Below are 15,227 nucleotides of genomic sequence, written 5' to 3'. Positions count from 1 at the left end.
TGAAACCATCGTCCCGATGGATCACACGCCGATGATGCACTAACAATCAATTTGGACCAGTCAGATGAGGCTGCTCACGGCCGCAAGGTAAAATAGAAGCAACCCGTTTGGAACTCCATCGATAAGAATGCTTAGCATGCGTCCAACAGCCAGTCCCGACATAAACAAAAACAGAACCCAAAGCGCAGGGCGTTGTAATTCTGGTTTCGAAGCAGCCGCCAACCAAAACAACGCGTTTGCCAGGTAAAGACCCATAATCGCTCGGAACACGTGGGTTTGGTTCGTTCCTTCCACTGGAAATCCCAGTAAAACTGGGATCGAACTACCCGGCATCAGGCCATATGATAACGCAATTGGCACGAGGCCGACAGCAGCAAGCAGAAGGACTAATCTGGCACTCATGGAGGACTCCTTCTCGTAGAGGTTTCGCTTTGTTGCGAAATTCCTAGTCGGTTTTTTGGGCACCCGATGATCCGAGCCGGATGCCCAAACAGCACTCAGAAAAGCATATTGTATGCCTCATTAACCTTCTGAGAGATGACACCTTCGGTTGATGTCTATTCGTCAACTTAACCTTGGTTGGATACCAGCTTCCCACTCGGAAGAATTCCTCTAAGGCTTCAAGATGTGCCTGGCGCTACTGCTGCTTTCGTTTGACCGAAATAATGCAGCCAGAGTGTTTTGGATGCCGAGCAGGTACATCCCGTGCCATTGCGTCCACGTTTCCGAGGTGCCGCAACGCTCCGTTGTTCAGCAACACGCCTCGTCCAGCATCATACCGGCGCTGTCCAAATCCGCTGGCTACGCATTCCCAGTCTTCCTTGGCTGCCGCGTCGCGGAATCTCGGTAGGTCGTGCGGGTCATGTCGTCCAGGTGTTGCTGCGACGTGATCGTGTTTCTTCGCATTGCTTTGGTGGGTTAAATGGTGGGTCACTTGTGTTGTGCCAGGTTGCTGGACAGTACCGGTTGTCGGCCTCGGCTTAGGGCGCATGATTGTCACGACGCCTTGTGGTTTCGGATGTCCTGGGACTGCCACGTGAGTTGCCGTAGGTTTTGGTGTCAACTGTGGAACCTGACCAGGAACCGCCGTGGGAACCTGATTGGGGGTTGCGGTTGGGACAAGCGGTGGTGTCGCCGTAGTACCGCTGGGTTGCGGAACACGGCCGGGCACTGCGACCGGAATCTGGTTTGGTGTTGCAGTCGGGACGAGCGGTGGCACAGCAGTTTGTCCAGTGGGCTGAGGTGGGACCTGACCAGGAACTGCGACTGGTATTTGGTTTGGTGTTGCGGTGGGCACAAGTGGCGGCACCGCTGTTGGGCCGGTGGGTTGAGGCGGAACCTGGCCAGGGGTAGCGACCGGAACTTGATTGGGAGTTGCAGTCGGAACTTGCGGGGGCACCGCGGTGGGACCAGTAGCCAATGGCGGAACCTGATTTGGAACAGCTGTCGGAACCCGGTTTGGTGTCGCGTTTGGTGCCAGAGGCGGAGTTAGGGTCGGCGCTACTACCGGCGTGGGAACCTGACCAGGAACCGCTATTGGTGTCGCAATAGGAACCTGACCGGGAATTGCGTTCGGGACCGCGCCCGGCGCAAGGACTGGAACAGTAACGGACGTGGGCGTTTGCTGCGTTCCCTTAGGCGGCAACTGATTTGCCACCGGCTGAGTTGGGCCAGTAACTTGATTACCTGCCCCTTGCCCACCAGCCTGCCCGCATCCTTGGCTCGACTGGTGTGGGTTCCCTACGCCTCGGCACCACCCGTAGTGATTTCCGCGGGCAAAGACCTGAGTAGCGGCCAGTTCTGCAATTAGACAAGTTGCGGTAAGTACAGCAATTCGGTTCAGTTTCATAACATCCTCACCAACTTGTTGTCAGAGCAAGATACGCGCCGGGATCGCCAGAGTCGGTCAAAGGGCCGTCTCTCAAAGGGACACCGACATATCCGGACAGGAATAGATTTTGCTTAAACTCAATGTCCAACCCGAGACCTGTCGATGCCAGTGTAGCATTGTCAACTTCAAAACTCGCAGGGTCATTGTTCGAGATGTAACCCACGTCGAAAAAGGCAAAGGGTGTTAAGCGATGGATGCTCTGGGAACTGGGGAAGTAGGAATGAGACACTTCGAAAATCGCGGAAATCCCGGAATCACCATCCACTTCGTCAAAACGATATCCGCGCAAAGCGTAGCGATCACCAAGGAAGTACTCTTCGACAGAGGGCAGCCGGTCTGTTGTGTACTGCCCCCAGATCTCGGTGCGCCAAGCTGTGTTGGGCGACAAGCCCGTTAGTGGGCTTTCGTATCCGATGCCGCCTCGTAGATGCCAGAACGAAGAGTCCCCGTCGTCAAAATTCGCGTCTGTCGTTTCATTGTCATTATCGCCAAAAGATAAGGTTAGCCCCGCTTCCAGAGCTTGTCCCTTTGGATAGTTTTGCCCGTAAAGATAAGTAAGGCCAACGACACTCGCGTCACTGGATAATGGAACGCCGCCACTGACTGAGTCCGCTTTTGAAAGGCGATAATCCAGCAGAAAGTATCCATATCGGGCTACATCTCGGATTACGGGGTAACCCATCGCGACGGTGAAGTTTTCGCCGTCAATATCTGTTCTAGCAAAATTTCCTGAGAGGTCACGTTTTGCGTTTATGTTCCCGTAGAAGATCTCACCGTACAGACCATTACTGTTCAGCGGGGTGCGATAGGTAAGAGCGCCCCATAAAGAGTGTTCATCGTCTTTGTCCCAATTGTAATTGCCTGAACCCTCAAATCGCAGCAGATCCCCAACGGTCAGTGTCGAATAAAACTCTTGTACGACATAGAAACTGAGCGCTTCCCCAAGCTCACGCGGAGGGTTGTCTAGTGTCGCACTACCAGCTTGTTTGCGCAGAGGTTCTCCCAATACTCTCAGCCGAGCACCAGCCTGATCCGGGTAATCAAGTTCGGTCGACACGTCCAAATCGGGTATGTCCTCGGCTAGCATAACCGCCCGCTCAAATCGTTTGAGAGTTATTGGATATGCGGTGGTGAGGGGCTGAAAAATCTTCTCTAGTGTTTGGAACGTGCGAGTATCTACGCCTTCAATTTCGATGGTTTGAATGCGCCCTTCATCAACAATTATGCTCTGCCCATCGGGACCGGGCCAGGCCTCAGCCAAAAAGTAACCGTCTTCTCGGTAGATCTGAGTAATCGTTGATGCGACCTCCACCGCTGTGATGCGCCCAGACCGATTGAAGGCCAATTGACCGGCAAAAGTTAACAGCTCATCCGCATCATACACCGTTACGCCGCTGACCGAGTGCTGGGACGCGATGTCCCAGGTTTGGGCAATGCTACTTCTTGGAACTGATGCAGTGGCCACAAGAGTGCAAATGATCGCAAAAACAACTGAGCTGAATACGCGCATTTTTGACAACCTTAAAGTGACTGAGCATGTTGAAGTCCAATGTTATTATGTGGTTCGCATGTGTGAACCTGACGCTACTCGAATATATTGATGGGTGATGTTTTTAAGAAACACAGTGAACAGAACGCAGATTTACTTAATATGCCGCACATACGACGGCGCTCAATTACACAACCCGGCTTTTCAACAAGTTAGAGTAGAGAACTAGTAGAACAGTCCTCACAATTCCGGTTGCTCAAAAACATAAAGCCGCGATTTCTTGGCATCGTCTGTCAGGATATAGAGAAGCCCTCTGGTTTCATCGAGGGCGATCCCTTCGGGATGTTTAACTTCTTTTTGTTTTCCATCTTCTGTGAACGTCAAACTGATAGACTTTACGGACTTGGACTCTGGATTGTAGACGAAGATCTGACGGCTTTTGTCACTCACAATCCAAAGAGAACGCGAGGACCGGGACCATGTCAGGCCACTCAAATCCAGTTCATCATCATCTACACGCTCGGAGATAAAACCTGCATCGCGGGCTAAAGGAATGATCTCAATAATTTCGTCTAGCTCTGGCGATAACACCATTAACAACCTTGGTTGTCCCTCAATGCCAACGAAGACCCGCCCGGATTCCGGGTCAACGGCGATGCCTTCGGGTCCCTTGTTCAATGGGTTGCCGACGAGTGATGCAGCGGCGGTCGGGTAACCTTTAAGAGATGCGAGAGGTATTGTCGTCAGTTGAATGGGGTCAGTTGGGTGAACGACTAGGATTGATCGGTCAGTTTCTTGAAGCACCAAAACAGACCCATCTTTTCGAGGTGCAACACCCTCCAAATCTGATCCTGCCAATGCTGGTAACTTGAAAGAGTTTCCTAATACCCCGTCGACTCCGAGTAGGTGCAGTTTAGGTTCGGCATCACTTACAGACCACAAGAAGCCTTCAGCGTTAGACATTGCCAAACCGGAAGGCTCTGAAAATCCCTCTGATTTGTCTGCCACCTTGAATTTATCGACCAGAACCAAACCAGCACTTTCAGCGTAGGCAAAATCGGTCCAAGGCAAGAAGGCTGCCGCAACCAAGCTGGCCGTAAAAGCGAGTCGTCTAAGTTTGCAGAAACACCGTGAAATTTCAGCTTTTGACGAAAACACTCTGTTTTCTGTCATTGGATTCTCTCGCGCTTGGACCACATCCCTGTATCAGCGTTCGTATCACAGTCCGGATACGATGTCCGAAGAATGCACTGTAATCTCTTTACCTGATCCCGCCTGTTGCGATTGAATTGAATAGGGCACGATGTGCTTTTGTTAAGCGTAAGCCTTTGGCTTGAGCAGGAAGGAAGACAAGTTGAATACGACCCTCACACTTTTGACCGTGTTGTTGATGCTGCTGTTGCCAGGTGCTGCGGTGTCACAAGTCGACCCTGCGACGATGCTGGCCGGGGCTTCGGGGTCAGAAATCGTTATCGAACGCCGGTGGACGCAGTTTCGTGGCAAACAGGAACTGTATTTCTTTACTCTCGATGTGATCGTCACGATCATTCTGGCTGGCTTGATCGTCTATCATCCGGTGAGACGTAAAGCCCGTAGAAGCGTCCGCGACATAGTTATGCCAAGGCTTTTCTTCCTGTATGCGCTTATCGGCATGGCGGTTGGTTTTCTGGTGGTTCAGCACGGGTCAATGATCGGGTTCGTGATCTTTGGAATAGGAGCCCTGTTGAGGTTCCGATCAAATATGGATGACCCGGTCGACACGGTGGAAATGATTATAGTGACCGTGCTTGGGCTGGCGGTAGGGCTGGGCTTGCCCTTGATGGCCACATTGGTGGCGGTTGTATGTTGGTGTTTCATTTGGCTCGGTGGGCGAAACAAGGGCGTGGAAATTTCGCTCAAGGCTTCAGACGAAGAGCACTCATTGAAAGTCAGCGGAGCCATTGAAGCCATGGCCGCAGACGCTGGCTGGAAGCTGGTCAGAAAACACCACGTCCCCGGAAAGTCTCGCGTCTCATTGCTTTTCATCACCTCGGGAGGGCTTTCAGAAGCCCGGATAGAAGAGATGATAAACGATCTGGTCCCTGAAAAAGTTGAGCTGAAACTCAACCTCTAGTCATTTCACAAGGTCTAAGCGTTTCAGCACCGCATTCGGGGATCTGATCTCTTTCGGAAGCGACTTGAAGTTTACCGACCTTTCGAAATCGGGTCCTCGATATACTGCTATCCCAAACTCTCCGTTCGGCTGGAACGTAACATGAGTGAAGCTGTGAGGTGATCTGGCGCTATCGCCAATAAGCCGCCGCGGACCACCTCCCAAACAAGCTTGAGAGACATAAGCCACACCGTCTTTCCAACCGGGATAGAAGGCATGATGGTGGCCTGACAGATGCAGAACGACACCGCTTTCCAAATAGATTTTTTCAAGTGTCGGATCACCGATGATTTCGCGCTCGCGCTGGATCGCGAAGGGCCAAAGTGGGAGGTGACTGAAAGTGACAATCGGGTCCCCGTCTGCACCCAGTTCCTGTAGCCGGTCCTGCTGATCACCGGATAGCGGGCCCAGGGTCGTTGCATCCAGAGACGCAAACGTAATGCCCTGCATCTCAAATGCGTAGAAGAACGGGTAGTCATCCGAAACCAGGAAGTCGACGCTTGGTTTTCTCGGAGTCCATTCCTCTGCGTATATTTTTCTTTCACGCTCGAACCCTCGGTAGGCGGAGGCATCATGGTTTCCTGGTGTGACCGCAAATGGAATGCCGGCAGCCTCTAAAGGATCTGATACGGCCTCGTGAAACGCCTTCCACATCTCTCTGACCTGTTTGTCTGACAAGTTGGGAATGCGCTGTCCCGCGACCATATCGCCCGTCGAAATCACCAGATCTGGATCAATCTCGACTATCCGCTTAATCGCCTTGTCGACGCGGGCATCGTATTTCACCGAACCATAGCTGCCGTTCAGATCCGATATGACGATAACATCCAATGCCGCCGCTTTGCAGGCGATCAGAGTGGTCCAAATGAACGCCGCGAAAAGCGTAGAAAGCCTACGGGTCATTACAATCCACTGTCTCTACCTCGGTGTTGTTTCTCAAAAAGAATGCGACAGGATCCAAGTCGAACATCAAATCGCCATTTGAGCAATTGTCCTGGAGAATGGACGTTGCCAGCTCGGTGTTTTTTACAACTTGTGCAATCTGCCTGTCTGACAACCCAAGGCTTTGCGATAGCCAGCCGTAGACGGGACCTTGAGATTGAAGATCACTATTCAAAGCGACCAAGCGCCGATACACGCTTGGAGAGAAGTGCCGCATTTTCTCCAGCATTTGAGTGGATTTCGCGAAGTTGGCATACTCGACACGCCCGCCAGCATCGTTGTCGTTTAGATTGCTGCGACGGATCAATAACGCGTCGGCGGGAACGTCTCCATCGTTTGGCTCATGGTGCTTGGCTTTCTTATGCTTCAGCTTTCCGTCTTCGACCCAATACCAATAGGGTGTGAAGTCTATGTTTCCTACGCGGTCCTGCTGGCTAAAGATGAAATCGAGGAGTACAATCTCGGTAAGTTCTTGCATCCAAAATGCCATCTGTTGGTCGCTGACATCGGGACCGAGATCCTTGTTGATCATCCGGTCTCTTCGACCTTCTCCGACGCCCACTACAATGGCCTCCGGCAAGGGTTTTGAAGAACGCAAAGCCAAGAAAGCAGGAGTTTCCTGAAAATCGCGGTTCTGACCTTTTCCCCAACCAGATTTACGGGTGCCGTTGATTTCCGAGCCGTATCGATGCCCAGGGCTATCAAGCAGCACACCGAATATTTGCGTTCGATCTGCGGTGAACAGATCGTCGGTTGGCTGGTATGAGTTCGGGTCAGCATCCGCAGCTGCGAAGACCCGCCAGCCTTCGTGGTTCATGCGCCCGCCATGAGAGCCACCAGAAATCGCAAGGCCAGGCTCGGCGACCTCGGAAAAATGCGCCTGGGCGTCCATGCTACGCCAAACGGCGACTGGAACTTTTACAGTCGCGTCGAAATATCTGGAGAAATGATAGTAAAGCAGTGAAGACGTGGAAAAGGTTCCACTGGTGCCTTTTTGGTTCATGGTGGACTTGAATTTAGCCACCCTGTCCTTAGCCAGATCTTTTGCCGCCTTCCCCTCTTTGCAAGCGTTTCTCTCGAATTCAGAACGGTTCCCCACGTAAGGTCCTTCCGAAATATCGTAGACTGCCATTCCTGGGCTGGTGCTCCAGGTTTTTGGGCAAATAGCAATTTCGGAGGCATAGAAATCGATCTCGCAATAGGCCGTTTCTTCCTCAAGATCGCTTTTCTTATACTCGCCCGTTGGAACTTTTTCGATCCGAATACAGCGTTCCGTAACGCCGTTGGGACTATCAAATGTCGTGGCTTCACCGAGAACATCGTCGTTCGCCCACAAGACAGTGGGTGCAATTAAAGCAAGTGACCCCAGAAGATTGAACTTCATTTGGATAGTCCTCCCAATATCATTTGGGGCAAATCGCTGCCTGTTGCTCGTTGGAGATCTTCAATTTTGGGTCGACACTGAAGTTGGAAAATTTTGAGTCAATCCACTGGTCGCACCCGCCTGAACAAGGGGCTCCGTTTCGGGCATCATTCCAATATTCCTTGGCCCTTTCTTCTGTCCAACCGCAAAACTGAACGAGCGCCATCGCCGACAATGCACCTGAGGAATGAACGCCCCACATGCAGTGCACCAGAACAGGGCCCTTTCCAGGGTTTTTAATCACCTCGTGTATGGACGCCATGACAGCTTCGGGTCGAGAGGATCTGGCGCTCTGATAGTCAAAGGATCCGTTTCCGCAGCTGGTGCGACCGTATTCAGTGTTTTTGCCGAAGTCGGCATAAAACCCGGTTGAAAACCCTTCGCCGCACAGAGTTTCGCGTTGACCTTCACTTAGGCCAGTTCGATCCTTGTCGCCGCCCTTGAAACCGGATCGATACAACACTCCGCTTAAGACTGGGCGAAAGAAAGCGACACCATCAATGCCTCCGTCACCACCCTTTGAAAGCATTTGACTTTTGCTTGGACCGCCATTTCGACTGGTCACGTCAGAATTCGCAGCGGTTGCGAGAACACCAATGAATATGAGGGACGCCAAAAACCGCATGCCAAATCCTTTCTATTCTTGAACCTTTAATGCTCAAACTCTTGCGACCTGATAGTCTCTCGGAAAGGCTAGTTCATGACAACCATATCAAGTGGGCAAATAGCTTTCCGCTGTGAAACTTTAGATGGGCCACACGAGATTGATGATAACGACGACTACGAAGTAGGCTAGAACAACTTTCCAGTTCCATTGGTGCTTGTTTTCTTCGTTGATCACGCCAGCCGATTTCAATGCCAGGTTAGTGATGATTAAGGCGACAACGATGACCGCCGCGTGTGCCAGGTCGAATTGCAAGTTTGGGCTCCTTCTCTTGGATTTGGGATTGATGAAAATGTGTCAGCAGTCACCTGATGGCAGCATAGCTACATCTGAGTACCTTCCGTCAGATGTCGTGATCCGAGCACATGCACCAGTATCCTTGTTAAACCAGTACGAGGTCAGCCCTTCGCTTCGGATGAGTTCAAACCCGAGACTTTGAATACCCATTTCAGCTTGGCCCGCTCTTGCCCCTTCAAATGACGAAAGATCGCTAGAACTGCCAACAGTTGATGCACTTGCATCCACCGAACCGCCACTCTCATCACATGCTGCAAGCGCCGAAATGCACATTGTGCCGATCACCAATAGGACCTTGGGTTTCATCTGTTTTTCCCTCGCTTTTTTGGACTTGCGTTCCAGGGTTACTGATTGATCACCTATTCAATTCCGAAAATGACGTTGTAGTCGACAGAAGAGTTGCTGCGATTGATAACCTCCACAACATGATCACCGGATTGCCAAAGCTGTCCTCGATACTCCTTGTCCGCCGACATCAATCCCAACAGTTCAGATCCATCGGGGTTGCGAATAACGTAGTCCAAGGAGCCATTTCGCGGAGCAACGCGAACGTAAAGGAACTGTTCATTTTTAGCACCTAGAGCATACTGCTGAGACGCTCCGGGCGCGAGTTCACCAACGAGTTCTGCGCCAGTGGAACCAGAATCAAATTTGACGCGTTGGCTACCAGTAGACCCGGCGGCGCCTGCCATGGCTCCACCGCCATCATCCATCGCTTCGACAACCGACATCTCGCCGATGCTTCCATCCTTGTACGCGATGCAACGCCAAAGTGTTCCGCCTGCGTCACGTAACATGACGAGCGTGCCCGCTTCTGAGAACTCTGAGCTTTCAATCGTACCTGATTGACCGTCTGGTCCTCCAACCTGTCGCAAATGATCGATACACGCATCGTCTGCTTCAGACATTGCAAACGAAGCCGTGCCTGCGATTGCGAACATGGGTGTGAGGAGTTTGAGTAAATCGAGTTTCATCAGATGGTCCCTTGCTGGCTAATCCTTGGAGTTTTGTTCCGTGCAAATCGGAACCTCACTTGGCTTCTCGTAAACTTGACAGAAATTCATCGCATGCCTGCGCGCTGCCGACGATCTCGTCCGTCGTTTCAATTCCTTGCAGTGACGCCATTTCGGAATTTACGCGGTTGAGGATCTGATCCGCTTGCTCGGCGGTGATAAGGTTCTCAGCTTGTGCTCCTTTCAATGTGGTGCAGACACCGGCGGACAAGCCTGTCGCAACGCCGACACCCACCGCGGCCCCGCCACCCAAGGTTATCGCCCCAACCACGCCGAGGACGAGCCCGATCACAATTCCCAAGATTACTTTTCCCATGTTTTCCTCCCTTTTGGTGAGAAAGAGTTCAGCCACCACTACTGGCGCAATCTGCGTGCCCATCTGCAAATCAAAACCAGCGCTAACAGGTTGAGCGCCGGAGCAATCGCCGCGAACCACGGCTTGGCGGAATCCGAAAATAAGTCCGCCACAAGTATCCAAGGTAGTCCCAACGGCAGCAGGAACACTCCGGACAAAGGGTCTCGTTCCTGTCCCAACCAGCCAAATGTGCCCGTCAAGAATGCAACCAACGCCAATAGGTACATGACCGCGAATACGATGATGGTGGTTCTACAAACCAAGTCGAGCCTCAGCTGATCAAGCCAGTGCTGCGCAGCCGTTTTCAGCTACGCAGCAGACAGGTCACAATGCGCCTTCGTCGCCCAGGAACTCGATACCAGCTGTCGCGCCATCACTGTAAGCAATGCAATTCCAAGGAGCACGATCCTCGCCAACGCCGACTGTGACCTGTGTTCCCGCCTCGCTAAACGCGGATGAGAGCACCACGACTTGCGAATTGTTTGTCGTATTGGCTACATCTCGCAAACACGCCTGCTGAGCCGGCGTGAGCTCGGCGGACGCGCTTGATGTACTCGTATCGTCGCAGGCCGCAAGCAGTGCGAAACATGTCGCGCCTGCAATCATCACCATCTTGTTAGACATTTTCTTCTCCCTCTGGTTCCCTTGAAATTAGTGAAATTGGATGCGCTTGTTTGAAGCTCCCGCGTCTGTGCAGCCAATTGAACATACCTTGATCCTGTGACTACCTTTCCCAAAACTTGCCGCGGTGGGCTTGGTCGGCGGGACGATATTTCGTTGACTACCGAGACCGCCGACGACGTGTGAAAGCTGAATGACGACACTGGCAAAAGCTCGAGCGAATTCTGGACAGAGGGCGAGTACGTTTAGTCTGAGCATCGCGTCCTCCCAGCGCTCAATCATTGTAAAGTGCCTTCCGACCGCCAGCACTCACTCCAGCAGTCGGAAGGGCTCGGCACAGCGAGCAGCAACGACAACAACGGAGGTAAAATAAAGTTGTGTCGAATTCGCATGTTTGAATCTAATTTTTAATAAATCAATATTTTTCCCGCGCGTAAAATTCACTACGCTTTCGTGCGATAGGCTTCTGCTTTCAAACAAAAAGGTAAGTGGGAGCGTCCATAAGGGCGAATGTGATCTTTTGGCTCGGCGAGGCGTTCTGAGGCCGCACAGAAACTGAAAAAGGATTGAAAGATGGGATTTGGTGAAGCCGTTAAAACGTGTTTCTCGAAGTACTTCCAGTTCTCCGGCCGGGCTTTACGTTCAGAATATTGGTGGTTCTTCTTGTTTGTGGTTGTCGTGAGTGCTGGTTTAGCTGTGCTGGATACGATCATATTCGGGACCAACCCTGAAACAGGGCAGGGATCTCGGGTTCTGTCCTCTGTTTTCCAACTGGCCGTTCTCATACCTATGCTGGCCGCCGGTTGGCGGAGGCTGCATGATACAGGACGACCTGGCTGGTACTTGCTGCTGCCGATGGCGCTCAGTATTGTAACTCTTTTTGTTATGCTGGGTGGGGTAGCGTTCTTTTCAGTATTGGAGCAAGGGACCGAAAATCCCGATGCATTGCGAGGACCTGCGGCCGTCCTGGGTGTGACCGGTATCGTTGTTGTCTCAATCCTTCAATTGGTTCTGTCCATTCTGATGATCTGGTGGCTGACACGACCTTCCCAAGAAGGCGCAAACGAATACGGCGAACCTGTTTCCTGATCTGGCTGTCCGGGCAATTGGCTGGAACTTCTGCTGAACGACAGTGCGAACCGTAACTCAATGGAGAGAAAAAAATGAGCTGCAAAACCATTTCCATTGGAATGCTACTGATGGCAGTGGCGACCACAGCATCAGCGGAGTGGTCGTTCAGCTCCGGGCCCAACCCCAATGCGTTTATTCAGACAGGAAACATGACGCTGGAACTTCAGTGTGACCGTATTCGCTTTGCTCCGGCTGGATACGAGGACAGCCAGGACATTGCGGACAAGCAGGGGCTTTCCATTCGTTTCTTGAAGAACGGCACCACCGAAGTTGGCGCATTTCAGGTCGGCGCAGAAAACGCTGCCGTGCAGATCGTCGACAATTATCCCGTCGAGGTCAGTTTCAATAGTCAAGAGGACTATGGTTTTGTACTGGACCAGCTTGCGGCCAATGCATCGGTTAACCTGTCGATGATTGATCAAGATGTCAGCTACGGAATCTTTGACTTGAAGGGTTCCAGTGCAGCAATTCGGTCCCTTCGTTCCGCCTGCGATTCAGGTCCTAGCCAGGGGGCCTCCTACGAACCCCCCGAAGGCATCGTCTATTGTGGTGGCGGAGCGATAAAACGCGTGATCGAACCCGTGATTTTGGACAACCCTGAGGGAGACTGGGACGCGCGAGTAACAGTCAACGGTGATTCAATCAGAGCAATGACGGCCTACAGTTACTTCGGAAACTCTGAGCCGCCGGCCGGATTTGTCGTAGCCCTACTTGGGGAAGACAGGTCCGAGTTTCTGATTTTTAGCGAAGGCTCGGTAAACTGGCTGGAATACGGGGACTACAGGTATGATCAGTGCAATTGATATCTCCTTCCAACCAGCTGCCAAAGTAGTGCGTCAGATGAAATGTTTGGCTTCCGGTATGGTGCTGGTTTCGGGTCTAGGAAGCGTTTGGCATTTCAATTCTCGGGTGGTGAAGTCGCCCATGCTCATGCGCATCTGATACCGCTTCTCGACAAGTACGATGTCACCTCGCGACGCTACATCGAGCAAGAAGTAATCACCTTCAAACCAATCCCGAATCCGGGGAACAACGAGCTCCGAACCTTTGCCAAACTAATTGCGGATGCTCTCGACCGATGATGTAACTTTGGGCTCTTACCGATATTCTATGCCAAGGCCGGTCAGTTGTTACTCAAGTCAGACTGAAGCACCAAGATACATTCCGCTACGTCGTCTTTTCTCATTGATCTGGTACTGACTTCGACAGATAGAGAGGTGTGCGGTGGCTGTCTTCCTTCGCAAGTGGCGCATGTCAAAGCGCTGCCGGAGGACCTCCGGTGGCCTTTATTCATGGCTTACGCACCAGCCACAGGCCCTATCAGAGGACGTCATGCCCTTTTCACCTGACGGTCAAGACCGCGCTACTCGCGCCATTGACCCATTGCCAATACGCCTTACCAAGCGCGCTATACTGGTTCTTGTCGGCCTGTTTTATTTCCTCTTCGTGGCCTTTGTCCCTCTTCTTTGCGTTAGGCGCAGAGGGTTTCGGGGTTGGTATTGGCGCCTGGTGAAACGGTCATGTTCACGCCTGCTGTGGCTCCTCAGCATCCGCGTCGAAATGCGTCCTGAGGAAAAGAATGCCCTCGCCGCCGACACCAACAGCATCATCGTGGTCAACCACCGTAGCCATCTCGATGGCTTCAGTCTCATGCACGTGGTGCCCGACACCAAATGGTTCACTTTCGCGGCGAAGTCAGAGTTCTGGAACAGCAAACTCCTGCGCACGGGTTTTGATGGAGCGGGTCTCGTCCCTATCAACCGAGACTCCGGCTCAACGGCCATGGATACGCTGATAAAGGCTGTCAGGGAAATGCCTGCCCGTTGTTCCATTGTGCTATTCCCAGAAGGCACCCGGGCCAAAACAGAAACGCTCGGGGATTTTAAAGCGGGTGCTGTATTAGTCGCCCGAGAAACCGGCCGCACGATCACCCCTATTGTCATCCACGACAGCGATAGTCTACTTCCACGCGGCAAACATTTACCGCGCAGCGGGACGATCCGTGTGGAGGCTTTGCCAACATTTACGTGCGATCCTACCGCTAGTGTGGATGAGGATCTGGCGCGATTGCGCAGGCAGATGATGGCTGTGTTTGAGCAGTGAAGTCTGTTTGACAGAAATATGCAGAAACCGAGTTTGTTGAGTTTCCGCTACGCGTAGCGGCAGATGACAGATTTGCAGAGCAGTTGTACTTGTCGGTGGGATTTTCTCCAACGGGTATCGATATTCGAAGACCTAGTTAGTACCCGTATTTCAGTATGCTCTTGGCCATTCGTATTTATGGATGGGCTGCTTGGTATTGTCTCTGAATTCTCAGAAGAGAATGGACATTTAAGTGCCCTGATCTCGCTATTCTTGCCGGAGGCAGAAAAAGCAGGGGAGACATGAATTTGCCAGATGCTGTACGACGTATGACTGACCAAAAGCTAACACTAAGCTGCCATCAGACCACCAGCATCGCCTGCGATACCGACTATGCAATCATCGCCGGTCTGAATGCGATTTGCCGGGCTTTCCCCTCCGAGTTCCAGTTTGGGTGAGGTTAACCAGAACGCGCATTGCCACGGGGTCATTTCACGTGGCAGGGCTTTCAACACTTTTTCCATCAAAGGAAGCGGCGTTCCATCCTGAGCAAACTGGAAAGATGGATAGGCGTTGGCTCCTTTGTAAGGCAAAGAAAGTACCTTCCCGGTTCGTGTCCAGATGTCGGCTATCCGCGTGATCTGCCAGGAGCCCTTCTGCCATCGTGCGTGCACGCCTACATCGTCCAGCAACGGATACTCACGCGCAAAATCATCCATCCGGATGTCATTGACCGCGCAACAATGCCCCTCGAATTTATGCAAATACATCTACTTACTCACTGAACTCACTAACAACTCATGAAACGATACTGCCAAAAAACCGTTCTAACCAAAGTTAAGAAGTTCACATTGGGCAAATTAAACTTCAGCTAACCTCGCTTTTTTACCTAGCGCGCTGAAATTATTGTTGGTTTGCTTACGATGACCCGCCGTTCTGATGCTCGTAAAACCAGTTCTGAATTCCTGGCTTTGTTACTCATTGTAGTAGTAATCCTCACAAGCTGAGGGCATTGGCCATGAATCTACCGAACCAATCTCTGGTTTGTGAGTGATCAACATCAGCGCGTTGGACAAAGCCGCCAGTCAATTGGGCCTCCCCAACTGAACTGGTCCACCGTTATGTTTAGGAAACGGAGGACCACGAATGGCAAACAAGAGACCAAAG

16 protein-coding genes are annotated in these 15,227 nt (G+C 51.9%); 4 read left to right on the top strand and 12 right to left on the bottom strand.

All coding sequences use genetic code 11. The features are described from left to right. Positions 1-60 precede the first annotated feature (60 nt). The 3 genes from AC2FJ6_RS20580 to AC2FJ6_RS20570 all read right to left on the bottom strand — a co-directional run bounded on the left by AC2FJ6_RS20580 (position 61) and on the right by AC2FJ6_RS20570 (position 4,553). Positions 61-402 (bottom strand): DUF4345 domain-containing protein, encoded by a 342-nt coding sequence (locus tag AC2FJ6_RS20580; protein WP_496669814.1) that lies wholly within the window; start codon positions 400-402, stop codon positions 61-63. Positions 403-1,856: 1,454 nt separating this feature from the next. Further along, entirely contained in the window at positions 1,857-3,401 is a 1,545-nt protein-coding gene (locus tag AC2FJ6_RS20575) for a ShlB/FhaC/HecB family hemolysin secretion/activation protein (RefSeq protein WP_170334787.1), read from the bottom strand. A 219-nt stretch (positions 3,402-3,620) separates the two neighbouring features. Next, entirely contained in the window at positions 3,621-4,553 is a 933-nt protein-coding gene (locus tag AC2FJ6_RS20570) for an SdiA-regulated domain-containing protein (protein WP_170334789.1), read from the bottom strand. A gap of 202 nt (positions 4,554-4,755) precedes the next feature. Here AC2FJ6_RS20570 and AC2FJ6_RS20565 point away from each other — a divergent pair, with 202 nt between their 5' ends. Next, positions 4,756-5,493: a DUF4956 domain-containing protein gene (locus tag AC2FJ6_RS20565; RefSeq protein ID WP_496669812.1), complete on the top strand. Its 738-nt coding sequence runs from the start codon at positions 4,756-4,758 to the stop codon at positions 5,491-5,493. Here the strand turns inward: AC2FJ6_RS20565 and AC2FJ6_RS20560 are convergent, their stop codons facing one another. From AC2FJ6_RS20560 to AC2FJ6_RS20525, 8 genes are all read right to left on the bottom strand, one after another. After that, a complete protein-coding gene (locus AC2FJ6_RS20560) occupies positions 5,494-6,435 on the bottom strand; it encodes a metallophosphoesterase family protein (RefSeq protein ID WP_170520103.1) in 942 nt (313 codons plus the stop codon). Beyond that, complete coding sequence (locus AC2FJ6_RS20555; protein WP_170520106.1) at positions 6,425-7,858, bottom strand: hypothetical protein; 1,434 nt, start codon at positions 7,856-7,858, stop codon at positions 6,425-6,427. Before AC2FJ6_RS20555 ends, AC2FJ6_RS20560 begins: the two co-directional genes overlap by 11 nt. A 19-nt stretch (positions 7,859-7,877) precedes the next feature. Next, on the bottom strand, positions 7,878-8,522 hold the full coding sequence (locus AC2FJ6_RS20550) for a protein-tyrosine phosphatase family protein (RefSeq protein ID WP_496669811.1): 645 nt from the start codon (positions 8,520-8,522) through the stop codon (positions 7,878-7,880). Between the two features lie 120 nt (positions 8,523-8,642). After that, positions 8,643-8,816: a hypothetical protein gene (locus AC2FJ6_RS20545; RefSeq protein ID WP_157054209.1), complete on the bottom strand. Its 174-nt coding sequence runs from the start codon at positions 8,814-8,816 to the stop codon at positions 8,643-8,645. Between the two features lie 42 nt (positions 8,817-8,858). Continuing rightward, the gene (locus tag AC2FJ6_RS20540; protein ID WP_496669809.1) at positions 8,859-9,164 is read right to left on the bottom strand and encodes a hypothetical protein; all 306 of its coding nucleotides are present in this window, start codon (positions 9,162-9,164) and stop codon (positions 8,859-8,861) included. 53 nt (positions 9,165-9,217) lie between these two features. Then, a complete protein-coding gene (locus AC2FJ6_RS20535; protein ID WP_282121543.1) occupies positions 9,218-9,832 on the bottom strand; it encodes a hypothetical protein in 615 nt (204 codons plus the stop codon). A 55-nt stretch (positions 9,833-9,887) separates the two neighbouring features. Then, positions 9,888-10,250, bottom strand: a complete 363-nt coding sequence (locus tag AC2FJ6_RS20530) for a hypothetical protein (RefSeq protein ID WP_496669807.1) — start codon at positions 10,248-10,250, stop codon at positions 9,888-9,890. Positions 10,251-10,550: 300 nt separating this feature from the next. After that, a complete protein-coding gene (locus tag AC2FJ6_RS20525; protein WP_170337109.1) occupies positions 10,551-10,850 on the bottom strand; it encodes a hypothetical protein in 300 nt (99 codons plus the stop codon). Between the two features lie 570 nt (positions 10,851-11,420). Between AC2FJ6_RS20525 and AC2FJ6_RS20520 the strand changes: the two genes are divergently transcribed. From AC2FJ6_RS20520 to AC2FJ6_RS20510, 3 genes are all read left to right on the top strand, one after another. Next, entirely contained in the window at positions 11,421-11,936 is a 516-nt protein-coding gene (locus AC2FJ6_RS20520) for a DUF805 domain-containing protein (protein WP_496669805.1), read from the top strand. Between the two features lie 74 nt (positions 11,937-12,010). Further along, positions 12,011-12,781 (top strand): hypothetical protein, encoded by a 771-nt coding sequence (locus tag AC2FJ6_RS20515; protein ID WP_496669803.1) that lies wholly within the window; start codon positions 12,011-12,013, stop codon positions 12,779-12,781. A 529-nt stretch (positions 12,782-13,310) separates the two neighbouring features. Beyond that, positions 13,311-14,081, top strand: coding sequence for a lysophospholipid acyltransferase family protein (locus tag AC2FJ6_RS20510; RefSeq protein ID WP_170408622.1), 771 nt, complete (start codon positions 13,311-13,313; stop codon positions 14,079-14,081). 329 nt (positions 14,082-14,410) lie between these two features. Here AC2FJ6_RS20510 and AC2FJ6_RS20505 read toward each other — a convergent pair whose 3' ends face one another. Next, complete coding sequence (locus AC2FJ6_RS20505) at positions 14,411-14,830, bottom strand: hypothetical protein (protein ID WP_170582966.1); 420 nt, start codon at positions 14,828-14,830, stop codon at positions 14,411-14,413. Between the last annotated feature and the right edge of the window lie 397 nt (positions 14,831-15,227).

The organism is Ruegeria sp. CDSA089 (assembly GCF_059612205.1).
Note: the sequence above shows the minus strand (reverse complement) of the source record. Positions and strands in the feature narration are given on the sequence as shown.